The following is a 24,130-nucleotide window of genomic DNA, read 5'->3' as shown; positions in this document are numbered from 1 at the left end:
ATCCCCTTTTATTCTTTGATATGAATCTTAATTACTGCGTTCATGCCCGGTGCAAAATCCAAGCCCTCGTGGTCGTCGATCGCTACTTTAACATTGATCCGCTGTGTCACCTTCGTGAAGCTTCCGCTGGTGCTGATGGTAGGCATCAGGGAGAAGGTCGAGGCGGCGGCTTCCCCAATCTCCGTTACCTTCCCTGTAAAAGGTCGACCCGGATACGTATCCAGCTCGATATCGACCGTTTGCCCGAGCTTCACCTTGTTAATGCTGGTCTCTTCAATATCCGCCGATATGTATACCTTGCTCTTATCCATAATCATGGCGACGGCTTGCCCCGGTGAAACTACCTCGCCCGGCTTAGCCGACGTCTGAATGACCGTTCCGCTAATCGGCGCTCGCAGCGTCGCTTGATCCAGCAAGCTATTCGGCAGGTTCGTGATATCCTGCTGACCGACGATCTGATCGGCTACCACCGTATCCCCGATTTTGACCCCGAGTGAATTCATCTTGCCGGCAATCCTCGGCATTACCCGATAAATCTCTCCGGCCACGCGGGCGTCCTCCGTCTTAACATAATGCTCGTTCTCATACCAATAGTAGACGCCGATGCCGGCGCCGCTCGCCACCATAACCAGCAAAATGACGTATAGGATGATTTTCCGTTTCATTGGGTACTCTCCAGCCTCTCCTCGATATGGACTATTAATTTCGAAAGCACATCATGAACTAAGGCGAACTGCTCCGGCGTAAAAGACTGAGCCAGCATTTCGTTAAATTCGGCATCCACCCGGTCGAGACGATCCTTTTTTAATTGCTCGCAAAGCGACGTAATATAGATCCATATCACACGGCGGTCCTTCTCATCCCGCTTCCGCTCCACCAGCTGATCGCGCTCCAAGCGGTCAATGATACCCGTTAACGTGCTGTTGCTCAGCTCCAGCGCCTTGGAAAGATCTCCAATCGTCTTGGGCTGCCCCAGAAACAGCTCACGCAGCACAAACATCTGCGGCCCCGTAAGGCCAAGCGTTTTCATTTCGGCATACATCATGGTCGTTCGCAGCTTATTTAATCTTTTGAATAACGAAGTTACATCAAGGCTGCGGTCCAACGGCACTTCCCCTTTCTTTATACATGCTAATATTACGAACGCGAAATATTCGAATGCAAAATATCATAGCATGAAATGAAATCCATGCAAATATGTTTTTAAACAGTTTAATGAATTTTTGATAAATGGGCCTTCGGATAGCAGAATAGAGCTGCTGGCGCCGGCTTTCCCTAATCGAAAAAAGGCTGACAGCCCCAGCCGTCAGCCCCCTTCTTACACTGCTTTCTCAAACTGCGTAGTGTACAGACGATAGTAGAAGCCCTTGCTGTCCAGCAGCTCTTCATGAGTCCCGCGCTCAATGATGCGCCCGCCGTCGATCACCAGAATCATGTCGGCCTCCCGGATCGTGCTGAGACGGTGAGCTATGACGAAGCTGGTCCGCCCCTGCATCAGCACACGCATCGCCTCCTGGATGTGCATTTCCGTGCGGGTATCAATGCTGCTCGTGGCTTCGTCCAGGATCAATACGGCCGGATTCGCCAGAATGGCCCGCGCGATAGTTAAGAGCTGGCGCTGCCCATGGCTGACATTGGTCCCTTCCTTGGAAAGCACCGTATCATAGCCCTGAGGCAGCTTGCGGATGAAGCTGTCCGCGTTGGCCAGCTTGGCAGCGGCCTCCACCTCCGCATCCGTGGCATCAAGCCGACCATAGCGAATATTCTCCCGGATCGTATCGGAGAACACATAGGCATCCTGAAGCACGATCCCCAATTGACGCCGCAGTGCTTCCTTATCCATGTGCTTGATGTCCGCCCCGTCGATCGTGATGCTTCCCGAGGTCGTTTCATAAAATCGGGTGAGAAGATTCACGATCGTCGTTTTCCCCGCTCCCGTAGGCCCTACCAGTGCGATCATGCTGCCTGGAGTTGCATGCAGCGACACGTTCTGAAGCACATGTACGCCTTCCTTATATCCGAAGGAAACATCTTTGAAAATGACCTCCCCCTTCATATCTGCAAATGAAGAGGATACGGTTATTCGTGCAGCCTCTTCGTGCTCCGACTTCTGCTCCATCAATTCGAAGACACGCTCGGCACCGGCAATCGCCGCTTGAATCATGTTGAACTGGTTGGCAAGCTCGTTCACCGGCCGCCCCAGCTGGCGGGAATAGTTCAGGAAGGAAACGACGACACCGACCGTAGTCCACTGCATCAACGCCATCCAGCCTCCCCCGAGAGCGATAGCGGCGAAGCCCAAGTTATTAATTACGTTCATAAACGGGCCCATAAGCCCCGTCAAAATTTGCGCCCGGATGCCCACGTCCGCCAGCTTCGTGTTGAGCCGGTTGAAGTCGGCCAGCGCGCGAGGCTCGCGACAGAAGGTAGCCACGACCTTCTGCCCGGAGACGGTTTCTTCAATGAACCCGTTCAGCTCGCCAAGCTGCTTCTGCTGGGCGGCGAATTGCTTGCGCGTATGACCGGACACGACTCTTGTCAGGATAGCGACCAGCGGAATGGTCACCAGACTGAGCAGCGTCAGCCGCACGTCCAGGCTGAGCATGATCACCAGACACCCGGCAACGGTGATTACACTGGAAATCAGCTGAATCAAGCTCTGGTGCAGCGTCGTCGCGATACTCTCGATGTCATTCGTCGCGCGGCTCATCAAATCCCCATGCGGCTGGGTATCGAAGAAGCGAAGCGGCAAGCCCTGCAGCTTGCCGAACACATCCCCCCGCATCGCCCGAACCGTGCGCTGCGACAGCTTCGCTGCAGTAAACGCCTGAAGCCAGGCCAAAGCGGCTCCGCAAATATAAACGCCGAGCAGAATCGCACACAGCTGAAACAGCCCTGCGTAACGCTGCGGAAGAATATAATCGTCAATAGCCACGCCGATAAGGAACGGTCCGATCAAGGAAAGGCCCGCATGCACCGACGTCAGGAGAATGACAAGGAACAGGGAAACGCTCTCCGACCGTAAATAAGACCATAGCTTCGCCAGCGTTTCCTTGGTGTTCTTAGGCCTTGCCTTCGGCATCCCCATGCTTCCGTGCCCGAAGCCCGGTCTACCTCCGGGCCCCATTGGTATTTCACGCATGCGCCGCATCCTCCTCTCCAAGCTGGGATTCGTAAATTTCGCGATAAAGTGCGCTCGAACGCATCAATTCTTTATGCGTCCCGGAGGCGGCGATTCGCCCCTCCTCCAGCACAAGGATGCGGTCCGCTTCCTGCACGCTGGTGATGCGCTGGGCGATCATCAGGCAAGTGCTCCGCGACATCCGCTCCTTCAGAGCCTTCTGAATTTTGGACTCCGTACCGAGGTCCACCGCGCTCGTGCTGTCATCCAGGATCAATATCGCCGGCTCAATCAGCAGCGCTCTCGCGATCGAAATCCGCTGCTTCTGACCTCCCGACAGGTTGACTCCCCGCTGCCCGAGCAGCGTATCGTACCCGTCCGGCAGTTTTGTGATGAAGTCGTGAGCCTGAGCGGCCTTTGCCGCAGCCACGATCTCCTCCATCGACGCATCAGGCTTCCCGAAGGCAATGTTGTCCTTAATCGTGCCGCTGAACAGAATCGCCTGCTGTAATACCATGCCGATACGGGAACGAAGACCGGTCAGGTCCAAGGATCGCACGTCCTTGCCGTCGATACGGACCGTCCCGCTCGTCGCTTCATAAAGCCGGGGGATTAGATGAACCAGCGAGGTCTTGCCTGCGCCGGTCGCACCGAGTATGGCTACGGTTTGCCCCGGCTCGACGTCAAAGCTGAGCTCCTTCAGCACGGTTTCGTTCCCTTCATAAGCAAACGATACCTTGTCAAAGGAGATATGTCCTGTGCTGATCCCAGTCGTATCTGGGCTTTCAGGGTTTCCGATCCCCGGGTCCGTCCCGAGCACCTCCTGAATTCGGTCCGCAGAAGCCTTCGCACGGGAAACGTTCATCATCATCATGGCAACCATTAATAACGAGAATAACACCTGGGTTACATAGTTAATAAACGCAACCAGCTCGCCTACCTGGAGGGAGTTCGACCAAATCAGATTTCCCCCGAACCAGAGCGCGGCCACAATGGTAGCATTCAAGAGCAGGAACATGACGGGGCTAAGTGTAGCCATGACCAGATTCGCCTTAAGCGACATCTCCATGAAATCCGTATTCGCACGACCAAACCGCTCTTTCTCGAAATCCGCCCGCACGAAAGCCTTCACTACGCGGATGCCGGCCAAATTTTCCTGCAATACCGTATTCAAAGCGTCAAGACGGGCTTGAACCTTGGAGAACAAAGGAAAGCCCTTTCGAATCACGATGTACAGCACCGCAAACAAAAGAGGAGTAACAATGAGCAGAATCAGCGCCAGCCTGCTGTTAATCATGAACGCCATAATGAAGCTTCCTACGGTAAGCAGCGGAGCGCGCACAAGAACGCGCAGCATCATTTGGACAAAATTCTGCACCTGAGTAATATCGTTCGTGAGCCTCGTGATGAGAGATCCGGTTGAGAACTGCTCCAGCTTGCGGAAGGAAAAGGATTGAATCCGCTCAAACAAATCGCCCCGGACATCCGCGCCGAAGCGCTGGGAGGCGATACTGGAGAACACCGTACAGCCCACGCCCCCGATCAGACCGACAAGGGTGGTAACGACCATCCAAAGACCCACCTGTTGAATATGACCCAAATTGCCGGTCTTCACGCCCTCATCGATAATGCTGGCCATAAACCGGGGCTGCATCAGATCCATAGCGACCTCCAGCATCATAAGCAGCGGAGCGAGAAGTGCAGCGAGCCAATACGGCCTGACGTATTTGATTAATTTGCGCATGAGCTATCGCTCGCTTTCTTCAGGTTATCGTGCATCTTCATCAGCAGCCGGCGAAAGGCATCCTGGTCAGCCTCCGTAAAGCCGGAGAAGCTTATCGCCTCCATACGATTCATCTCCTCGGTAATAATTTGATGCACCTCTCGTCCTTTCTCCGTCAGGTAAACCCGAGAAACCCTTAAATCCTCCTCATCCGGCCTCCTCACGAGAAGCCCCGTCTTCTCCATCCGCCCTATCATCACGTTGACCGTGGCGGGAGTCACCTGCATCAGCTCGGCGAGCTCCTTTTGGCTTTGACCATCCTTCTTGGATAAGTGCAGCAAGAGCGCAGGCTGTCCCGGGAACACATCCTTGGTGGACAGCGTGGAATGCACCATCTGGCGATGAAGCTTCGCTGCTCTGATAAATGCCATTTGTAATGGAATTTGTTCCTTCAAAAGGATCGATTCCTCCTTTTTTAATTAGTCGACTAATTAAAATGTACAATGAAAGAACCGGATCGTCAATGCACTGAAACCTGAAAAACAGCTGAAAGTGTCGGCTTGGAAATGCTTCCTCACCGGCTCTTTCAGCTGCTTCAAGGTATTGTATTGCTAACTGCGCTTTTGGGCCTCATCCCACGCAGCTTTAAATTCACTTATACTGCCATATCGTTCGCTTCTTTCAGGCCGGACAGCCCGGGCCGCGACCTCGTACAGCTCTCTGCCTGCCTCCCATTTGGACAAGGAACGGTCTCTTTCTCCTCCAAGGAGTGCGAAAGCGGTCGCCCCCATCACGAACACATTGGAACGTCCGTCAATTTCCGCGCCTGACGTAAATTCCTCGGGTGACATGAACCGCGAAGAGCCCCATAATCTTCCCATCGTATTGATGAAGGGCTTCTTCCGATACAGGTCGATATCGCAAATTTTCATTTCCTTGCGGGCAAAATCGTACATCAAGCTTCCGTCATAGAAATCAACGGCAACATAGCCCTTTTGCTCGACATGCTCGTGAAAAGAAAAAATGGTGTCCAGCGAGGCCAATCTGTCCTGTACGGATAGCTGCCGGAATTGAAAAAATGGCGACTCGGGGTGAGTATACTTAGCCGGAGGCGGGAACGTATCATGGGGATGCAGCGATTCCCCCTCGAACCAGGAGAATACGGCGACGTAGCCTGCACCGGTTTCGTAATGGTCAACCATTTGCACAAGAGCGGGATGACTTAGTTCATCATAAAGAGGAACCGCCGATTTCAGGTTCCGGATAGCCGTATGCGGTTCACCCGTATACGCTATCCCTCTCGCCCCGGCATACTTGACGAAGAGGGTCTCCCCGTCCTTCCTGACGGCAAAGCTGATATTGCCGGAGTCCTGCCGGTCAAATACGCGAATGACTCGTCCCAGCTCGCGGATCCATTTAAAGTCATGATGCTCCTGCAGCTGAAATACGACCTCGTCAAGGGTTATCGTATACGGAGGTATGGCGCTCAAGCTCCTTCCCCGGTACGGTTCACAAGCCACTTGGCCGCATCCAGCAGGTCCGTTGCAATGTAATCGGGTGTCGCCTGGTCATACCACTTATGGCGGTAATTCCCCAGAGAAGACTCTCCCCAGCCCGTCTTGACCAGCACCTTGACAGCTCCAACCGCTGCCGCCGCGAGCATATCCGTCGACCCCACATCGCCGACAACCGCACAGCGCTTTAAGTCCAGTCCCAGCTCCTCCGCAGCTCTATGCAGCATCCCGGGCCGTGGCTTGTGGCAATCACAGCCATCCTCCGGCTCATGCACACAAATGTATGCGGCGTCAAAGCCGTAGGCTTCGAATTGCCGGGTGAATTCCTCTACGGTTGCTCGTCCTTTGGAGATGTTATGCTGATTTGTAAAGGCAATGATCTTACAGCCGTGATCCTTCATGAGTCGGATGGCTTCCTGAGAGTAAGGATAGAGCTCGAAATCATTAGGATGAATAAAATGTCCTGTTCCGCCTATCGTTCCGTCACGATCAACAAAAACTGCCTGCAGTGTCTGCATCATAGCCTCCTTATTGAACCCTTTGTTGTATGCACCTCCATTATTACCATATTATGGTCAAATTGACTACCCATCAATGTAAGAAAAACGCCTAGCGGCGTCCTTTAAAATCTCTGTGTGCTGATCCATACATTCGGCGCATGGGGAGGGATGGGTATGGGGTTCCAGCCGCTGTTAAAGTCGTGTGGGTTTGAATTGAATAAGCGGTAATCACACGACTTTAAGGGCGGTCGCTACGCTCTTCCACCCCACACCCATTCCCTCTCTGATCTACGTGCTGCTTTGTTACACTTCCTTTAGCCCTAGCCGGTCTTCGATCCGGTATTCATATCCATGTACACCTTTGTAGTATTCAGGATACATCTCTCCACCGCATCCTTCGCACCTAAACTGCGGAGGCACTTCCGGGTCCCCATCGTCCATCATATCGAAGTTTTGAACCACGCTAAGCGGTATCTCTTCCGTTTCTTCGCAGTCCAAACAAATGTACTTGACCGCTTCTTTGCTTAACATATGCTTGCTTATGCTTAGCGTCTGTTTCCCCTTTTTCTTCCCTGCCTTTCGCTTCTTTGATACCGGTGACATCGTGTATCATCCTCTCCAGACATGCTCTTGCCGTTTCGCACTTCGCATACTTTACCTTCAAGTTACCTTCCTCTAGGCAGACTTCTCCCTTGTAGTCATAGTAACTTTCACACCTCGGGCAACATGGTGGTTTCCCCGTTTGCTCACTAAGTACGGCGTCTGAATCTACCGCTAATAGTCCTCGTCGAGTTCGAATCGTCAGCCATTAGATCAAGGTTCGGACATGCCATGATGGATAATTATTAGGTCTAATACAGAATAGCCATTGGGGAAACGTCAAATAGCCTCCATCTTTTCAAAAGTTGGAGGTTTTTTTGACGTTTATTGCATTAATTCTAATCTTATAGGTACTCGGCGAACAAGTAGATCAACACTTGCTCATCTCTTTTGGGCGCTAGGATTTGGAATCAACGAGCTCACGATTAAAGACAACGTTTGCTTGTATACGCCATGAGCGGATTGTACATCTCCCAAGTGTCCGCCCAGGTAAAGATGAATTACTCCGTGGAGAGAAGCCCAAAATATCCGTATAACGGATTCCGTATCATACTTGGCGGGAATTAGTCCTTGTTCTTGGGCGTTGCTGATCACGGTCAATAATTGCCTCAAGGCTGTTACGGTGCCTTGCATGCTTTCTTCGTCCGGTTTGAAGTCTGCAAAGGCTCCTCCGAACATCAGCTTATAATAGCTGGAGTAATCCTGCCCGAATTGCCAGAAGGCTTCGCCTAAGTTCAACAATTGCTGTGCCGGATCGGCAGCTTGGGGCGTCCCTTCGAACTGGTTAGCGAGAAGCTTGCAACCATCCAGATACAACTGTTGAGCCAGGCCCTCTTTATTGACAAACAAGCTATATATGATTTTTGTCGAGCAGTCCATTTTATTTGCTACTTTACGCACGGTAACGGCTTCGGGGCCCTCTTCATGCAAGAGTGCAGCCGCAGCGTCAACAACGAGCTTGCGGAGATTTTCAATATTTTGCAATCGAGCTTCTTGGTAGGTTTTCGACTTTCGGGTGCTCGCATTGGAGGTAATATCTTGGTCGCTCATTAGTCATCACCTTGGCTAGTGTGTTTTCATTGGGAAACATAGTTTCTGTATTTCTTAGCAAGAATTTTAAAGTATTTGTTCGGCAGTTGTCAATGTGACGATGGATGTTCAAAAATCATATTGACTTTTAAGAAAAGGGCGGGTTACAATGAGTCCAAACGGTAACAGTGTTTCCGGATTGCGCGATAATCCTAACCTTTCTTGGGAATGGAGAATTACATTTACGCATACGGTAACAGTGTTCCCAAAATAAAACGTAGTATCCGAAAGGAGAGCAGCACTATGACCATTCAAGGAAAATGGGCGCTCGTCACCGGAGCTTCTTCCGGTATTGGAGAGCAATTCGCGAAACAACTGGCCAAACAAGGCAGCAATTTGGTACTCGTGGCCCGATCGGAGAGGAAGCTTGAAAGCCTGGCATCAGAGCTCAGAAAGATGTATGGCATCGAAGCTGAGGTTATCTCTATGGATCTTTCGAAAGAGGGTACGCCCAGCGAGTTATATCAGAAATGTCGGCTTTTAAAAGTGGATATCGAACTGCTGATTAACAATGCGGGCTTTGCTACACATGGCTTGTTTGAACAAGTGTCGGGTGAGCGTCAACATGAAGAAGTTATGCTCAATGTCACCGCTGTTGTAGATATGACCCACTTGTTCTTACCGGACATGTTGCGCAGAAGCTCAGGTGCAGTTATCAATGTTGCTTCAACCGCCGGATTTCAACCACTTCCCTATATGGCCGTATATGGGGCAACGAAAGCTTTCGTCCTGTCGTTTACTCAAGCGTTATGGTTTGAAAACCGCGACCGCGGCATCAAATTCTTCGCACTTTGTCCTGGTTCGACGGACACCAGTTTCTTTAATGTCGTAGGAGCGGAAGAAGCCTCCGTCGGAAAGAAAGACACTCCGGAAAGAGTCGTAGAGGTTGCACTTCGCGCGTTGAAGGAAGGGAAACTGTATGTCGTTCCGGGTGTGCAGAATTATCTCGGGGCGCAGTTATCGCGATTCATTACACGAAAGCAAAGTCTTCGGCTTGTTGGAAGTATGATTCGTCCGCGTGAAGGTTACAGCAGCAATAATAAGAATCCGGGTAATCAATCTGATCTTGCAGGGAGGACAATTCGATGAAAGCAATACAACTGACAAATGGCTTCGGCTTTGAGGAACTGACCTTGGTGGAACTCGACATACCAACGCCGGGTCCACATGAGGTGTTGATCCGCATGAGGGCAGCTTCTCTCAATTACCGGGATCTAGTGATATTGAGTGGATTAATGCCGATCGAAATCAAATTTCCCTTCATTCCATTATCAGATGGAGCGGGAGAAATTGTAGCCGTTGGCCAAGGAGTAACAAGGTTTCAGGTCGGACACCGAGTAGCGTGTAATTTGCAACAGCGATTCATTGCTGGCAGCCCAAGAGCAGAGGTGTTAAGAGACAGTCTGGGAGGTCCGTTGAACGGAGTGGCGGCCGAGTACGTCGTTCTGCATGAAGACGGAGTAGTCCCTATTCCTGATCACCTCACTTGGGAGGAGGCCTCCACCTTGCCGATCGCAGCATTGACCGCATGGAGCATGCTAATCGAATACGGTGGGTTGCAAGCGGGTGATACCGTGCTGATGCAAGGAACAGGCGGTGTTTCGATATTCGGGCTTCAATTCTCGCTTATGGCCGGAGCACGAGCCATCATCACGTCGAGCAGCAACGACAAGCTGGAACGAGCAAAAGCTCTTGGAGCATGGCGAACGATCAACTATTCAGAAGTTCCCGATTGGGATAAGGCAGCGTTAGAGCTGACTGGCGGCGTCGATCATGTTCTGGATGTTGGAGGAGCGGCAACGATGGTAAAATCCATAAATGCACTTCGCATTGGAGGGACATTGAGTATGGTCGGGTTCTTATCGGGCTTGACCATTCCGGAATATGATGTCACGGGTATCTTGCAGAAAGCGGCAACGGTTCGCGGCAGTCAAGTCGGCAACCGGGATCATTTTGAAAAGATGAATCGAGCGATTGCCCATCATCGTTTACATCCCGTCATCGACCGTGTATTCCCTCTGGATCGAATTGGAGAAGCATTCGCGCTCTTGGCTGAAGGAAAGCAATATTTCGGTAAAATCGTAGTCCAAATTTAAATCTCGCTTAAAAGACATAGGAGGCACTCTAATGCCAAATACACAAGTTCGCTCCGTTAAATCAACTGAAGGAGTGAATCAACCTAAAGGCTCACCACGTAAATTACGCAGATTGGGGCTATCGCTGCTTGCGGTGCTCGCTCTAGGATTACTCGTTTTCTTGCTTTTGCCTTCACCGATCAAACCGGCAAAATGGACCGCACCGGCGGCTCCCTCTTTTCAGGAAGCGGGCCCGTGGCAACAGAACAACAAACTCAGCTCGGCTCAGCTTGTTACTGATGCCCCTCAATTCCCGGAATTCATTACCTTTGATAAAGAAGGCCAGCTTTATACAGGAGATTCCGATGGAAAAATCTACAGGGTTCCTTTCGATGCAGAGGGCAATCCGCAAAAGACGCAATTGTTTGCAGACACCAAAGGAACGCCTAATGGGCTTATATTCGATGCCAATGGCAATTTGATCGTTACTGATGTTAAGAAGGGACTGCTATCTATAAACCCATCCGGGAGCATAGAGGTTTTGGCCGATCAAGTGGATGGCAAGCCTATCTATCTGGCTAACGAGCTTGATATTGCCAAGGACGGTTCAATTTATTTCTCCGATACTTCGAATTATGGCAGCGTGACCTTCAAAGAAATTGCCGAGAACAAGCCGCATGGACGTTTGCTGAAGTACGAACCAAAGACCAAACAGACGACCGTCCTATTAGAAGACCTTTATTTTGCAAATGGGGTTGCCTTGTCTGCGGATGAAGATTTTGTGCTTGTGGCGGAATCGTATCATTATCAATTGACCAGATACTGGCTCAAGGGTCCAAAGAAAGGGACATCTGATATTTTTGCTGACAATCTCGCAGGATTTCCAGACAACATTACGCGTGATAAGCAAGGTCATTTCTGGGTCGGTATCTTCACGACTCGCATTTCTTTTGTAGATCAGATGCATAGCAACCCTTGGTTAGCCAGTACCATGGCCAAATTACCGGAGTCGCTGCTTAGCGGTGCAAGCGCACCGGTGAAGCATGGGCTTGCTGTGGAGCTCAGCCCGCAGGGAGAGCTTATCGGAAGCTGGCATGATCCTGAAGGCAAACTATATGGCGTAACTACGGCTGCAAGCTATAACGGATATTTATATATAGGAACGGCACCTGGAGGCAGCAAGGGCGTTCATCGCGTGCTTTTAACAAAATAAGGTTGGAATCCGGGAGGGTGCGAAATGAATCTGAATGATTTGGAGCTATCTTGGAATGTGAAGGAGAGTCTGACCGGCAAAGTGGCCTTGGTGACAGGCGCTAGTAGCGGTATCGGAGCATCGATCGCCAGGAAACTGGCAAAGCGCGGCGCCCATGTGACTGTAGTGGCACGTCGACTGGATCGATTGGATAAGCTGGTTCAGGAATTGCATAAAGGGGGATTGTACGAGGTTATGGCAGTTCCTGCTGATATTCAAAAGGCTGAAGAAGTACAGCATGTGGTCAATGAAACGATTAACCGCTGGGGCCGTCTTGATATTGTAGTCGCCAATGCCGGATTCGGGTATCGAAGTCCTTTGGTCGAAGTGAATCTGGAAAGATGGGAGGAGCTGTACAGGACGAATGTACACGGTCTAATGTTGACGCTGCACTACGGGCTTCCACCGATGCTGGTTCAGGGCAAGGGAGATGTCATCATCATCTCCTCCATTGCCGGCAAGGAAGTGATTGCCGGAGGAGGTCCATATAGCGCTACCAAATATGGCGTTAACGCCATAGCGTCTGCATTGCGTTTGGAGACAATCGATCAGGGGGTTCGCGTTACGACGATTCAGCCCGGGGCGGTGGCAACGGAATTTTCTCAGGTGGCCGGATATTCCGAAGATGAAATTCGCGCGTTTGCTTCGAAAATCCTGCCGTTACATCCAGACGATGTTGCAGAGGCGACACTCTATGCACTGGAGCAGCCTGAGCATGTAAACATTCCGGAACTGACGATCATGCCTGCAATGCAAGCCCAGCGTTTCAAATAAAGCGATGTCCATTTAGCGTGCCATATCTTGTTCAGATAAAGCCTTAAGTTTGGCATCCTGGGTAGTGCAACTAACCATTAAGGGCGAACAGCATTTCCCCATATTATCCAAGGTCAGCGAGTGGTTTGCCATTCTGTCGTTTTTCACCATGCCAATAACTTGAAGGCCCCGGTTCACAATCTATCCAATCAAGGGCGCATGTGTAAACCGACTATCCATCAGGACGTAAGCCGCGGAAACCCCTGAAGCGATGGCGCGGTTCAGTAGGTCAGGAACCACATGCGGGGCGCTCAGCTGAGCCTCAACCAATTTCAAGCTGCGAAAGTTGAGTTATAAAAAAAACCGCCTTACAGCATAGTGGCTGTAAAGCGGTTGTTCAAGAATAACGGGCTATGCTCGCGGCGGTCCCCCTAGAATGCCGGTAATCAGCTTCTCCAGCGGGATGACATCCGTCATATTCTTGTTGCAGGCACTGCTATGGACACACAAATAATTGCCTATGGCTTTATAATAATCAGGTGAAGCGTTCGCCGGTCTGGATTTGGTAATGGCCGTGAACAAGGCAACCTCTTCCAGCCGATTGCACAAGCAGCAGGTGCTCTTCTTATGCACCGGAGTGATTCGTCCTTCAATACCCACAAGCCGACCTTCCCAAGGATACACGATAAATAATTTATTCGTGGCGATGTCGGTCCAGCCTAGGTAGCTCATATATCGGAAGTCCGTCTCACTAAGGTCCGGTCCCTTCAGCTTCTTCACTTTGGGAAAGAGCTTCTTCAGCTGCGCTTCAGTCACCTGAGGGAAAGGCTCCATATAAGGCTCCAAGGACTGCAGGTATGCCTTCAAATCGCCGGAGGATTGTATGTCCTTAACGGCACTTAATAACTCCATCTGATGGCCCGTTGCCCCTGGGAATGCATCAAGAATTTTTGCCTCGGCCGTATGTCTTACCGATTCGATAATCTTACGATCCGAAACGGAACTGCAGGCTTTCAGCAGACGATCAGCCTGCTTGGAAATCAGTTGATATTGGTGGTTTCTAATAAATTGTGTATTCATGGCGCTCAGCCCCTTCCTTGTATTGGAACACAGTAAGGTGCAAAGCCCATTATTAGAAACGATGAAGCTTTATCGGGCGACAGTGATGTACCACAACGATCCGCCCCATGCAAAGTATCGCCCTAATGCTAGGCTTTGCATGAGACGCTACTTAATCTGGCAAACTGATTTGCCATCTCGACCAACCTCCCTTGTCACGCTCATTATAAAATAATCCCTTCTCCGCTGCAACCGCCTGTTCCCCCTGAACGTCAGTCCGCTTCAGCCAAGGGCAATCTGACAATAAAGGCAGTACCTTGCCCTAGGTTACTATTCACCAGGATCCTTCCCTGATGGGCTTCGACCAGCTCCTTTGCTATAGCCAGCCCTAAACCTGTACCCCCGCTATGGCGTGTACGCGCGTCATCCGTCCGATAAAACCGGTTAAATAAATATGGCAAATGCTCCGGTGCGATGCCCGGACCGGTATCCGTCACAGTAACCTCAGCCTCCCGAGCCGCGTGATCCTGTCGAATGGTAATGGATACAGCGCCTTTTTCGGGTGTGTACCGAATCGCATTCCCAATCAGATTGACGAAAATTTGGGTGATCCGATGAGGGTCTGCCATCACGAAGCATGCTTCCGCGTTATGGTTAAACGTTATATTTAGCGACTTGGTTTCCCCATTGAGAGTTAGACGATCAACGATTCTCTCCATCAGGCTCGTTAGATTCAATACTTTCTGCTCCAAAAGCAGCTGTCCGGCCTCCGCAAGCGAGAGCTGATGCAGATCGTCTACGAGCCGGGTAAGCCGAATGAACTCATCCTGCAGCGGAAGCAGCGTTTCCGGTTCAACCGCCTGACCCTCCTGCTGCAGCAAATCGAGCTTCCCGCGAATGATCGTGATGGGCGTACGAAGCTCATGGGAAACATCGGCAACAAGCTTCCGTCGAACCTCCTCACCACGCCGAAGCTTTTCGGATAACTCGTTAAAAGCCTGCGCCACCGTTCCGTATTCATCCCTCGTAAGGATCTCCGTTTGCACTCCAAGCTCCCCGCGACCCAATCGCTCAATGAACGGCAGCAGACGTTTCAGCGGAGCCGTAAATCGGCGCGAAAGCCAATAGGCCGCCAGCAGAGCCACCGGTACGAGCAGCAATGCCCCGACCAATAGCAAGACGGTAACTGAGCTTTTCACTCCTTTACGCGCCTTGGCTACGGTTCCAACCTCCCTGTCGTAGTAATATAAGCCGCCGATCACTACATCCTTGTACTTCACCTGACTGTGCAGACCGAGTCCTCTCATCAATCCTTCCTCAGCACTTCCAGCGGAGTATAGAGATATTTGCCGTTCGTTCACCAGCAGGAAGCTTGCGTCGCGGTACCGATTCCACTGCTCGCTTGGGATGGAAATTTGATCAACTCCGGTCCAGCTCTCATGGTCCGCATAATACTCGGTAAATTTTGCCGAGAGACGGTTCAGTTCATCCGTTCGATCCACGGTCATAGCGTATTGGAATACGGCCGAGACGACCACCTGTGTCAGGAAAACGAACAGAAGCCCCATACTCAAAACTAGGGCCGCCATGGTCAAAAAAAGCTTACGGCCTACACTCATGGCCGTTGCCCGAACCGATAGCCAAAGCCGTATACCGTTTGAATATATACGGGGTTCGCCGGATCGTCTTCCAGCTTCCGGCGAAGCCTGCTGATGTGCGCATCGACGGTACGTTCGTCATTAAGCAAATCATCCTCCATCGCCGCTTGCAGCAGCTGCAGTCGGCTGTAAACGATACCGGGCTTCGCCGCCATCGTAAGCAGCAGCTTAAACTCAGTAGGGGTTAAGGGAACCTCATTTCCCCGCTTCCACACTCGGCACTCCGCCTCCGCTATCGTCAATTCGCCGCGTTGAAGCTGAGGCTCCGTCTCATCCCTGCCTTCCATACGGCGCAGCAGCGAGCGAATACGCGCCAGAAGCTCCCTTAGGGAAAAGGGCTTCGTCATATAATCATCGGCCCCTGCTTCGAGGCCAACAATTTTATCGATTTCCTCTGCCTTCGCCGTGACCATAATAATTCCCATGCGCCCCATTTTCCGCAGTTCCCGGCAAACATCTATACCGCTCATCTCCGGCAGCATCCAATCGAGCACGACCAGAGAGGGCTGCTTGGACCGCGCGGCGAGCAGAGCCTCCTTGCCGGTTTGAGCCGTCACAATCTCATAGCCTTCTCTACGTAAGAAGGGGATCATAAATTCCAATACTTTTTCCTCATCGTCTACCAATAGCAGAGCATGCGGCACTTTTTACACAACCTTTCTACCCTATCTGACCCCATTATACAATGACCGTTCAGCACTATGGCAAAATTCACGGGAAGTGTAACGAATCGCAATAAGTTCGCAACAAGTTGCTGTTATAGTTCAATTATCAACAAGCTAAGGAGTTGAAGTACCCCGTGAACACTAAAAAGAAAGGCTTCGTACTAGCTTCTGAAGCGGCTTATCTCCTCTTATCATGGGCCCTTCTGATATGTATTCTGGTTCAAACGTTCTTTGCGGGCCTTGCAGTATTTGCCGATCCCGTCCGCTGGAACGACCATTCGGAGTTTGTAAAGGTATTCAGTTTCGTACCTCTGCTCATGATCATCCTTTCCTTCACCGGACGTTTGCCCAAACGACTGCGATGGCAATCCGCCTGCATATTCGTGCTGTTATACGCTCAATATGTTACTGGGAATATACCTTGGGCGGGTGCTGTTCATCCGGTAACGGCGCTAATCATGTTCTGGCTTGTCTTCCAAACCGCCGTCGCAGCGTACAATCACTTTAGAAAAGGGGGAGCTTGTTAAGATGTCTATCCGATTAAGCCTAAAAATGAAGAATGCGCTGGTAGCTCTTCACGTCATTGCCGTCGTAGCCTGGTTTGGTTCAACCATGTGCATGCTTCTGTTATCGCTTTACGCGCAGCGCGCCGCGAACGGGGAAGAATTGTATTATACGCTGTCCGGGATGCATGTCATTGACGATACTTTGTTAAAATATCCAGCTTTAGCAACATTGATTACGGGCATTTTGCTTTCCATCTGGACCCATTGGGGACTGGTAAAGTATTATTGGATCGTAATGAAGCTCGTGATGACAATAGGGATCATTCTCCTAGGGATTTTCTTTATCAACGATTGGTTCGGCTATCTCCTTGAGACCGCTTCTCGACTTGGCATGGCGTCCATGGATCAGGAACTGTTTCAAGGCACGTGGCAAAAGCTGAACATCGCATCGATCGGAAACCTTATCGCACTAGCTGCAATGGTAGTCATCACCTATTACAAGCCCTTCGGCAAAATCCGCAAGAAGTAATCTGCTCTCGCCTGCATACTAAAAAAGCCAGACATGCCTGTTCTTAGGCACATCTGGCTTTTTGTCTTACCTCATAACGAACCAGTAGAATACGGCGGCGATAGCAAAACGATATATCGCAAACCATTCCAGTTTCAAACGTTTCACAATGTTTAAGAACGTCACCACAGCAATCATCGCGACGACAAAGGCGCTAACGAAGCCGATCAGAAACAGCAGGAGGTCATCGGAGGTTAAATAATCTCTGCTATCATACAAATCTAGGATTGTAGCCCCGAACATGACGGGCACGGAGATCATAAAGGTGAAATCTGCAGCAGCCTTCTGGCTCGTCCCCAGAAGCAACCCGCCCGAGATGGTCGAGCCTGAGCGGGAGAAGCCCGGCCACAGCGCCAAGCATTGGAACAATCCGATACCGAGCGCCTGCTTGTACGTAATGTCATCCGTCTCTTCTGAGGTCACCTTACGCTTCGAGCGGACGGCGACGATCAGCAGAATCCCCCCGATAACAAGCCCAATGAGAACAGGACCCGGACCAAAGAGCACACCTTTTATAAAGTCTTTGGCAACCAAATAGACGATAAGTGCAGGAATCATGGCAAGAATCATATGAATGGCATTCAGCTTTTTCGCTTTAAAATCGAGCTTGACCAAATCCATCAGCATTCCTAAGTAGCGTTTCCAGTACAGCACCAGCACCGCAAGAACGGCACCGAGCTGAATGACGATTTTGAACGTGTCTGCAGCCTGGCCTTCGAAGCCCAGCAAGTTGCCCACGAGAATCATATGCCCCGTAGAGGAGACCGGCAAAAACTCCGTTAATCCTTCGACAATTCCTAAAATAACGGCATGAATCATTTCTAGCATGTACGATGTTCCGCCTTTCTAACGTTAAAAGTCCGCGTAGTACACGACGCTACTCAATATAGCAGGAGTGCGACGGAGATTCAAGAGAATTCGCCATTGTTAAGAAGATGTTAAGGAAGAACCCGTCACAAGTTGATGAAGTTTGAAGGCTTATGTCACGGCTTGCCTTTCCATGTCAGCAGATTTTATATCCTTATAAGATGATTCTAAATGTAACCAAACATGTTTCGGTTAGGATGTAGCTAGAAGAGAAATCAAAGGAGTGATCGTGCTTATGAGAGCTGCTTATCCGACAGGAGGAACGGTAAGGATGGATTTTATCGTGATAGGTTCGGCAAAAGGGCTGCATTCGGTGCTGCTGCGCCGCGGCGATCAAGAACGGTATCTGATGAAGCGGCTGAGCGGAAGAGAGCTGGCCGCCATGGCAGGAGACATGGGAGAATGCGCGGTTCGTCTGCTCAGCGTACTGAGACAGGGAGAAATTTTGAGCTGTGAGCACGGGATGATCCTGGTGAAGCAAGCTTCATGCCTGAGATCGGTTGGGGCGTAGTAAGGGAGGGGATCCCTAGTAAAAAGAAAAGCGCTCCATTTACGGAACGCTTCATACGTTTATTCGTTGTCACGAAAAGCCAGGGGTTCATCCTCGTTGCCTTCGTTGAGATCGTCCTGCGCAATGTTAACCGGAGTAACGCTTTTGGCATTTTCCAGGTTATCGTTAACAAACTCCATATCTTGATTCTCTGCATTCATGTTGCCTGTTCCCGTGTAATTTCCTTGATGCTTCCTGTTTTCAGACATAACGGCATACTCCTTTGTTATTAAGGTTAATAACAATATTTATTTTGTTGATGCATGCAGGCACTGCCCTGCCCCCTGCACTCAACTGGTAGTATGACCGTGATTTCGTAATATTACCCATCGGGAACACAATTCTTTGACTACACCTTAAACTTTCGGCGGTAATACGCGTTGTACCCGATAATTAAGGGAGTCATGACGAACGTAGGGATAAACCAAACCAGCGGATGTACGGAGTCTACCTCGAGCAAGCGCGGAGCCCCGAATACCGTGAAAGCCGTAATGGTTGCTATACAGCAGCCAAGCATGCCGCCCAAATGCTCGAACCACCAATGCATCCGGTTCTTTGGAGGTGTCAGCCAATAGTACAATTGCTGGGATCCCAGCAGTATCCCAATGAGCGGAAACCATTGAAGCAGCGGAAATCCGATCGTCCAGCCGAACCAACTGATAGCGATTCCTCCCATCACAAGCGCGCCTGGAATCAACAAATCCAACAAGCCCTTATGAGCTGCCGGCCGCTGCTTGTAGCGAAGCACCCTCATCCCGTACCATGCCGATGAGGAGCTCAGCAGTGCGATAAAGATGAGAAAATAAGCAAAGGCCGTCGATTCTGCGGTCCTCCAGGGATCCAGCGTAATCCTCCATAGCCCCATGTACCAAGCAGTGATTGCAACCACGCCCATGGCCCACACATAAATCCACCCGACTCTTGCATGCAACTTCCCGCCTTTACGGGTAATCATTGGAATCCAGAAGACAAGAAGCGCAAGAAATCCGCCCAGAATATGAAGGACCCGTGTAAATTGAAATAAAACCTCCAAGCTTGTTACCAGCATAACTATCACTCCCTGTAGATACATCGTTTCATTCCGTTAAACCTATTGTAACGGGAATGCCTCGCTTCTTCAGGTGAGCTGAGTCATGAACCGCACCCTGCATAACAATGACCTAAGTCATGATCTGGTGAGCCGGAGAATCTCGAGAAGGTTCGCCTTTTTCTTCGTTTCGTCGTGGTACAGCTCATTGCCTTCTATGCGGTCTACAAATAAGATTCCGTTCAAATGATCGATTTCGTGCTGTACGCATCGGGCGAGATAGCCCTCCGCCTCAATTAGGATGGATTCCCCCCGTCTATTCAAGGTTTCTACCTTAACGTATTGGGCCCGTTTCACGATCCCCGTATAGCCGGGAAAGGAGAGACATGCTTCCTGACCCGTTTGCACCCCCTTCTGTTCCCGAATGATCGGATTGATCAGCTCAACGAGTCCGTCTCCGCAATCCATCACAACCAATCTTCTCAGGATGCCGATTTGCGGCGCGGCCAGACCTGCCCTTCCTTCCTTGGCATAGATCGTATCTACCATATCATCAAGAATTTTCAGAGCTCTAGCGTTAAGCTCTTCCACGGGCTTTGCCGTCTTTCTCAAAACAGGATCTCCAAAAGGCAGTATCATCCGTTCCCCCATCTTCTTCCTCCTTACGCACCCTTGTGGTACGTTGGCGTATGCACCCAAAGATCACTAGGAGTACATTCCAAAGCCGTGCATAATGCGTCGAGCGTTTCCGCTTTCATCTGCTTGGGCTGCTCATTAAGCAGCGCACTGATCGACGGAGCGGAGAGCTCGTAACCGGCCTTCTCCCTAAGCAGCCGGGCAAGAGCCGCTCCCGTCCAAATGCCTCTGTCGGCCATAACCTTACGCAATAGCCATACTAACATAAGGCGCCTCCTTCATATATTAGGTTATTCCTCATTTATTTAGGTATTACCTAATTATAATGCTATTTTTTTACATTGTAAAGTGCGTATAAGTCCTATAAAAAATGAGAGCTATCCAGCAATTTCCGACAAAACCTCTTATTTTCACACCTTGCGGGCTATGAATCTAGCATTTATGATTAAGTAAAAACTAGAACAGGCTGGTGCATACATAGGTGAAGACAGAAGGTCAAATTATCGGTGCGATTAAGGGGAAGATGACGGATGAATCGGTGGCGCGAGAGCTTCGCGATCTGCAGACCCGATTGAACGAATTGCGTAGCGAGACTTTGCAGCTTTCTAAGCACGATCAGCATAGAAGGGCGCTGATTCGAGCGGAAAAGCAGTATATCAGCAACCGGATTCAGTCATTTATGGGGCAGCGAATCGGATAGCGCACCCGTTTAAACGTTAAAAAAAGCAGGTACAGAGGAAAGAAAGCTTCCTTTGTTCCTGCTTTTTGTCATGTTTGCGGTCCTATTTCGTCATGGCAGACAAAGATCCAAGCGCCTTCTTAGCCGGCCCCTCGATGACTTCGCCATGGTAGTTGTAGCGGGAGCCGTGACACGGGCAGTCCCACGATCTCTCCGCAGCATTCCACTCGACCTCGCATCCCATATGAGTACACGTCGTGTCCACCAGGTGCAGCTCGCCGTGAGGATCCCGATAAGCTCCCGCCCTCTTCCCTCCTACACGGACAACGGCGCCTTCGTCGTTCTTCAGCTCCTCCGGCTTCGCATGTCCCATCTCCAGCTTGCCGGCTATCAAGTGCTTAGCGACATCCGCATTCGCAGAAAGGAAGTTCTTAATGTCGGGATCGGCATGGAATCTCGAAGGGGAGAACAGCTCCTTATAAGGGCTCTCCTCTCCAAGGATCAGCTTGGTGTTCAGATGGGCGGCCGCTACGCTGGAGGTCATCCCCCATTTCTTGAAGCCAGTAGCTATGAACAGGTTCGGCGTATCCGCCAGCTCCTGCCCGATATAAGGAACATGATCCGTGGTAAAAATATCTTGAGCCGACCAGCGATAAGCAATCTCCTGCAGGCCAAGCTCCTCCTCCGCGAATTTTTTCAAATTTTCGTAGTATTGGAACGTACAGATGCCTTGCCCTGTCTTATGCCCTTCCCCCCCGATAATCAGCATGGGCTCGCCATTCACCGTCGCAGACCGCAGGGACCGCTTCGGGTTGTCTGCACTGATGTACATGCCGCCTGGATAATCCAGCTTCGCCCGTATGGCCATAGCATATGATCGTTCTACGTGTAAACGGGAGAAATAATATCCGTTCCGGTCATTAAAAGGCCAATGGGAGGCACACACCACGTAATCGGCCGTTACCTTTGCCCCTTCTTGCGTGCTTACCGTAGCCGGCTTTTCCTTCGTTACGCCGTTAACCGTGGTGTTCTCGTAGATCTGTCCACCCCCGCGAACAATCTCCTCTACGAGGTGGGTTAGGAAGGCGAGCGGATGAAAGCGCGCCTGGTTCTTCATGACTACGGCAGCCTTCGTCTCATAGGGAAGGGCTGTTCGCTCCAAGTATCCCCCGGGGATGCCGAGTTGTTCGTACGCCTTCGCCTCCGCCGCGATTTTGCCAATATAATCCTCACTGATGCAATAAACGTAAGCATCCTCTGTGACTAGCTGACAATCCATCGAATGCTCCTGCACCATGTCTTTGATCCATTGAAGCGCTTCCGCATTGGCATCGTAGTAGAGGCGTGCCTTCTCTTTGCCCATATGAGAAATCAGCTGATCGTAGAATAAATCATGCTGGGCGGTAATCTTCGCCGTTGTGTGCCCCGTCATCCCGTGAAGGATTTGGTCTGCTTCCAATATGGCTACTTTCAAGCCCCTCTTGGTTAGCAAATAAGCTGTGACGATACCCGTCATCCCGCCCCCTACAATGGCCGCATCAACTTGAATATCGCTGATCAGCCTGGAGAATCGTGGAGTTTGAACGGAATCCAGCCAATAAGATTGAGGAAATTGCGGAAATGCAGTGTAGGATTCGTTTTGCGCCATACCTAAAGTACCTCTCGTTTCCCAGTTTTAGGATAATGTAACCAATCCCAGGAGCCGCTATTCACACCGCTCTGACAACGGCAAGAATAATTCCTCCGCTTCGAAACAAACTATACCAAGATATTATTGGAGCGGATCGGGGTGAATTCTTTTGAATCAGGCAGGCACAGCGGCTTACAATATAGAGTCCTTCGATAAGGCACTGCGGAAGGCCGTTCATCAGAATCCGAACCTGATTGCAAAGCAAGTATCCTTCGGATTTCGGAAAGGCTGCATTTTCTACCTCAATACCATTGTCGATCAGGATCTGCTACAAAGGGATGTCATTGGAACGCTTATCCATTTAGATCATGAACCGACTACGGATGATTTTAAGGAACAGTTCCCTGTCGGTGCGGTGAAGCAGGGAACGACACTTTCAGCGTTGGTTGACGATTTGTTTCAAGGCTGGGTCTATCTGTACCTTGGGGATCGTCCCGGATTGCTGTTCTACCTGTACAAGCCGAAGGAAAGAACACCTGGCAAACCGGACGTGGAAAGTCAGGTTCTCGGTCCGCAGGTGGGCTTTACAGAAATACTGAATTCCAACATCGCCTTGCTGCAAACGTATTTACCGAACCCCGACCTTTGTCAGGAAATGCTGCAGGTGGGGACGAGAACCAAGACCCAGGTTGCACTGCTCTACGTTAAGCAGGTTGCGGATGATCATTTGGTTGAACAGCTTCGGACCCGAATTGAAGAACTTAGCTTCGACGGCATCGTGGATAGTGCGGTGCTGGTTCAGCTGATAGATGACAATAAGGCATCGATCTTTCCTCAGATGATCCTAACGGAGCGGATTGATCGTGTGACCTTCTCGCTGTTGGAGGGAAAGCTGGTGCTGCTCGTATCCGGCAGTCCTTTTGCCATCGTCTGCCCTGCAACCATGATGGATTTCTTCTCGTCGGCGGAGGATCATCTAGTCCGCTGGAACATGGGGACATTTACCCGGTTCCTTCGGGTCTTTGCGATGGTTCTCTCCTTGTTGTTTACACCGGTATACGTGGCAGCCTTGACCTTTCATTACGAAATTGTACCGACCGCCATGGTCGTACCCTTAGCGGAATCACGAACAAGAGTACCGTTCCCTCCCCTCCTTGAGGCCTTGTTCTTAGAATCGACGATTGAGCTTCTGCGTGAAGCCGGAGCTCGCCTGCCGACCAAAGTCGGTCAGACCATCGGTATCGTAGGCGGTATTGTCATTGGGCAAGCAGCGGTGCAGGCGGGTTTTACGAGCAACATCCTTATCATTATCGTTGCTCTTGGCGCTTTGTCTTCCTTTGTTACACCGGTTTATTTGATGGGTATTACCATTCGTATCATCCGATTCCCATTGATCATCCTCGCGGGGCTTTTCGGCGGACTTGGGATTATGATCGGCGTTTGCTTTCTCCTGATCCACCTGCTTCGATTGACCAGCTTAGGGCAGCCATATTTATACCCTTTAGTCCCGTTCCGATGGACGGATCAAATGGACAGCCTGCTCCGGTTCCCCTTCTCCTTCCTGCGGAAACGTTCGCCGTACACTCATGGTGAAGATCAGCATCGATGGAAGTCAGCGAAGGATAAGGATAAAAACAATCAAGATATCGACGAATGAG

Annotated in this window: 26 protein-coding genes and 1 pseudogene; 9 read left to right on the top strand and 18 right to left on the bottom strand. The window is 50.7% G+C overall.

Annotation, left to right across the window (positions count from 1 at the left end; all coding sequences use genetic code 11):
• Window positions 1-8: 8 nt before the first annotated feature.
• From RAC89_RS29150 to RAC89_RS29110, 9 genes and pseudogenes are all read right to left on the bottom strand, one after another.
• Window positions 9-665: an HlyD family secretion protein gene (locus RAC89_RS29150; RefSeq protein ID WP_306617179.1), complete on the bottom strand. Its 657-nt coding sequence runs from the start codon at window positions 663-665 to the stop codon at window positions 9-11.
• A complete protein-coding gene (locus RAC89_RS29145; protein ID WP_306617178.1) occupies window positions 662-1,105 on the bottom strand; it encodes a MarR family winged helix-turn-helix transcriptional regulator in 444 nt (147 codons plus the stop codon). The genes RAC89_RS29150 and RAC89_RS29145 overlap by 4 nt, the downstream gene beginning before the upstream one ends.
• A 213-nt stretch (window positions 1,106-1,318) precedes the next feature.
• On the bottom strand, window positions 1,319-3,142 hold the full coding sequence (locus RAC89_RS29140) for an ABC transporter ATP-binding protein (protein WP_306617177.1): 1,824 nt from the start codon (window positions 3,140-3,142) through the stop codon (window positions 1,319-1,321).
• On the bottom strand, window positions 3,135-4,865 hold the full coding sequence (locus RAC89_RS29135; protein WP_306617176.1) for an ABC transporter ATP-binding protein: 1,731 nt from the start codon (window positions 4,863-4,865) through the stop codon (window positions 3,135-3,137). The genes RAC89_RS29140 and RAC89_RS29135 overlap by 8 nt, the downstream gene beginning before the upstream one ends.
• Window positions 4,853-5,275: a MarR family winged helix-turn-helix transcriptional regulator gene (locus tag RAC89_RS29130; protein WP_306617175.1), complete on the bottom strand. Its 423-nt coding sequence runs from the start codon at window positions 5,273-5,275 to the stop codon at window positions 4,853-4,855. The genes RAC89_RS29135 and RAC89_RS29130 overlap by 13 nt, the downstream gene beginning before the upstream one ends.
• A 180-nt stretch (window positions 5,276-5,455) precedes the next feature.
• Window positions 5,456-6,325 (bottom strand): protein kinase family protein, encoded by an 870-nt coding sequence (locus tag RAC89_RS29125; protein WP_373430116.1) that lies wholly within the window; start codon window positions 6,323-6,325, stop codon window positions 5,456-5,458.
• 5 nt (window positions 6,326-6,330) lie between these two features.
• Window positions 6,331-6,879, bottom strand: coding sequence for an HAD-IIIA family hydrolase (locus RAC89_RS29120; RefSeq protein WP_306617173.1), 549 nt, complete (start codon window positions 6,877-6,879; stop codon window positions 6,331-6,333).
• Between the two features lie 442 nt (window positions 6,880-7,321).
• A pseudogene (locus tag RAC89_RS31870) lies at window positions 7,322-7,612 on the bottom strand (IS91 family transposase); the annotation flags it as partial.
• A 227-nt stretch (window positions 7,613-7,839) separates the two neighbouring features.
• Entirely contained in the window at window positions 7,840-8,508 is a 669-nt protein-coding gene (locus tag RAC89_RS29110) for a TetR/AcrR family transcriptional regulator (RefSeq protein ID WP_306617171.1), read from the bottom strand.
• Between the two features lie 282 nt (window positions 8,509-8,790).
• Here RAC89_RS29110 and RAC89_RS29105 point away from each other — a divergent pair, with 282 nt between their 5' ends.
• From RAC89_RS29105 to RAC89_RS29090, 4 genes are read left to right on the top strand one after another with little or no spacing between them, the layout of a single operon-like run.
• The gene (locus RAC89_RS29105) at window positions 8,791-9,636 is read left to right on the top strand and encodes an SDR family NAD(P)-dependent oxidoreductase (RefSeq protein ID WP_306617170.1); all 846 of its coding nucleotides are present in this window, start codon (window positions 8,791-8,793) and stop codon (window positions 9,634-9,636) included.
• Window positions 9,633-10,643 (top strand): zinc-dependent alcohol dehydrogenase family protein, encoded by a 1,011-nt coding sequence (locus tag RAC89_RS29100; protein ID WP_306617169.1) that lies wholly within the window; start codon window positions 9,633-9,635, stop codon window positions 10,641-10,643. Before RAC89_RS29105 ends, RAC89_RS29100 begins: the two co-directional genes overlap by 4 nt.
• A gap of 31 nt (window positions 10,644-10,674) precedes the next feature.
• Window positions 10,675-11,835 carry an SMP-30/gluconolactonase/LRE family protein gene (locus RAC89_RS29095; RefSeq protein ID WP_306617168.1) on the top strand — a complete coding sequence of 387 codons (1,161 nt, stop codon included), beginning with the start codon at window positions 10,675-10,677 and terminating at the stop codon, window positions 11,833-11,835.
• A gap of 24 nt (window positions 11,836-11,859) precedes the next feature.
• A complete protein-coding gene (locus tag RAC89_RS29090) occupies window positions 11,860-12,648 on the top strand; it encodes an SDR family oxidoreductase (protein WP_306617167.1) in 789 nt (262 codons plus the stop codon).
• 390 nt (window positions 12,649-13,038) lie between these two features.
• Here the strand turns inward: RAC89_RS29090 and RAC89_RS29085 are convergent, their stop codons facing one another.
• The 3 genes from RAC89_RS29085 to RAC89_RS29075 all read right to left on the bottom strand — a co-directional run bounded on the left by RAC89_RS29085 (window position 13,039) and on the right by RAC89_RS29075 (window position 15,988).
• Window positions 13,039-13,707: a FusB/FusC family EF-G-binding protein gene (locus RAC89_RS29085; protein WP_306617166.1), complete on the bottom strand. Its 669-nt coding sequence runs from the start codon at window positions 13,705-13,707 to the stop codon at window positions 13,039-13,041.
• Between the two features lie 251 nt (window positions 13,708-13,958).
• Entirely contained in the window at window positions 13,959-15,275 is a 1,317-nt protein-coding gene (locus RAC89_RS29080) for a sensor histidine kinase (RefSeq protein WP_306617165.1), read from the bottom strand.
• Window positions 15,276-15,301: 26 nt separating this feature from the next.
• A complete protein-coding gene (locus RAC89_RS29075) occupies window positions 15,302-15,988 on the bottom strand; it encodes a response regulator transcription factor (protein WP_306617164.1) in 687 nt (228 codons plus the stop codon).
• A gap of 155 nt (window positions 15,989-16,143) precedes the next feature.
• On the opposite strand from RAC89_RS29075, the gene RAC89_RS29070 reads away from it, so the two are divergent.
• Complete coding sequence (locus RAC89_RS29070; protein ID WP_306617163.1) at window positions 16,144-16,536, top strand: DUF6220 domain-containing protein; 393 nt, start codon at window positions 16,144-16,146, stop codon at window positions 16,534-16,536.
• Between the two features lies 1 nt (window position 16,537).
• A complete protein-coding gene (locus RAC89_RS29065; RefSeq protein ID WP_306617162.1) occupies window positions 16,538-17,044 on the top strand; it encodes a DUF2269 family protein in 507 nt (168 codons plus the stop codon).
• A gap of 66 nt (window positions 17,045-17,110) precedes the next feature.
• Here the strand turns inward: RAC89_RS29065 and RAC89_RS29060 are convergent, their stop codons facing one another.
• Complete coding sequence (locus tag RAC89_RS29060; protein ID WP_306617161.1) at window positions 17,111-17,911, bottom strand: undecaprenyl-diphosphate phosphatase; 801 nt, start codon at window positions 17,909-17,911, stop codon at window positions 17,111-17,113.
• A 274-nt stretch (window positions 17,912-18,185) separates the two neighbouring features.
• Here RAC89_RS29060 and RAC89_RS29055 point away from each other — a divergent pair, with 274 nt between their 5' ends.
• Complete coding sequence (locus RAC89_RS29055; RefSeq protein ID WP_306617160.1) at window positions 18,186-18,461, top strand: hypothetical protein; 276 nt, start codon at window positions 18,186-18,188, stop codon at window positions 18,459-18,461.
• 59 nt (window positions 18,462-18,520) lie between these two features.
• Here RAC89_RS29055 and RAC89_RS29050 read toward each other — a convergent pair whose 3' ends face one another.
• From RAC89_RS29050 to RAC89_RS29035, 4 genes are all read right to left on the bottom strand, one after another.
• Window positions 18,521-18,709: a hypothetical protein gene (locus RAC89_RS29050; RefSeq protein ID WP_284646400.1), complete on the bottom strand. Its 189-nt coding sequence runs from the start codon at window positions 18,707-18,709 to the stop codon at window positions 18,521-18,523.
• 140 nt (window positions 18,710-18,849) lie between these two features.
• On the bottom strand, window positions 18,850-19,548 hold the full coding sequence (locus RAC89_RS29045) for a DUF2306 domain-containing protein (protein ID WP_306617159.1): 699 nt from the start codon (window positions 19,546-19,548) through the stop codon (window positions 18,850-18,852).
• A gap of 117 nt (window positions 19,549-19,665) precedes the next feature.
• Window positions 19,666-20,178 carry a peptide deformylase gene (gene def / locus RAC89_RS29040; RefSeq protein WP_306617158.1) on the bottom strand — a complete coding sequence of 171 codons (513 nt, stop codon included), beginning with the start codon at window positions 20,176-20,178 and terminating at the stop codon, window positions 19,666-19,668.
• Between the two features lie 11 nt (window positions 20,179-20,189).
• On the bottom strand, window positions 20,190-20,429 hold the full coding sequence (locus RAC89_RS29035; protein WP_306617157.1) for a helix-turn-helix domain-containing protein: 240 nt from the start codon (window positions 20,427-20,429) through the stop codon (window positions 20,190-20,192).
• A gap of 215 nt (window positions 20,430-20,644) precedes the next feature.
• Between RAC89_RS29035 and RAC89_RS29030 the strand changes: the two genes are divergently transcribed.
• Window positions 20,645-20,863 (top strand): hypothetical protein, encoded by a 219-nt coding sequence (locus tag RAC89_RS29030; RefSeq protein ID WP_284646397.1) that lies wholly within the window; start codon window positions 20,645-20,647, stop codon window positions 20,861-20,863.
• Window positions 20,864-20,945: 82 nt separating this feature from the next.
• Here RAC89_RS29030 and RAC89_RS29025 read toward each other — a convergent pair whose 3' ends face one another.
• The gene (locus tag RAC89_RS29025) at window positions 20,946-22,490 is read right to left on the bottom strand and encodes an FAD-dependent oxidoreductase (RefSeq protein ID WP_306617156.1); all 1,545 of its coding nucleotides are present in this window, start codon (window positions 22,488-22,490) and stop codon (window positions 20,946-20,948) included.
• 151 nt (window positions 22,491-22,641) lie between these two features.
• Between RAC89_RS29025 and RAC89_RS29020 the strand changes: the two genes are divergently transcribed.
• On the top strand, window positions 22,642-24,129 hold the full coding sequence (locus RAC89_RS29020) for a spore germination protein (protein WP_284646395.1): 1,488 nt from the start codon (window positions 22,642-22,644) through the stop codon (window positions 24,127-24,129).
• Window position 24,130: the final 1 nt, after the last annotated feature.

Source organism: Paenibacillus sp. GD4, from assembly GCF_030846225.1.
Lineage (GTDB): Bacteria > Bacillota > Bacilli > Paenibacillales > NBRC-103111 > Paenibacillus_G > Paenibacillus_G silviterrae.
The sequence above is the reverse complement of the archived record's forward strand: the minus strand, read 5'-3'. Positions and strand labels throughout refer to the sequence as shown.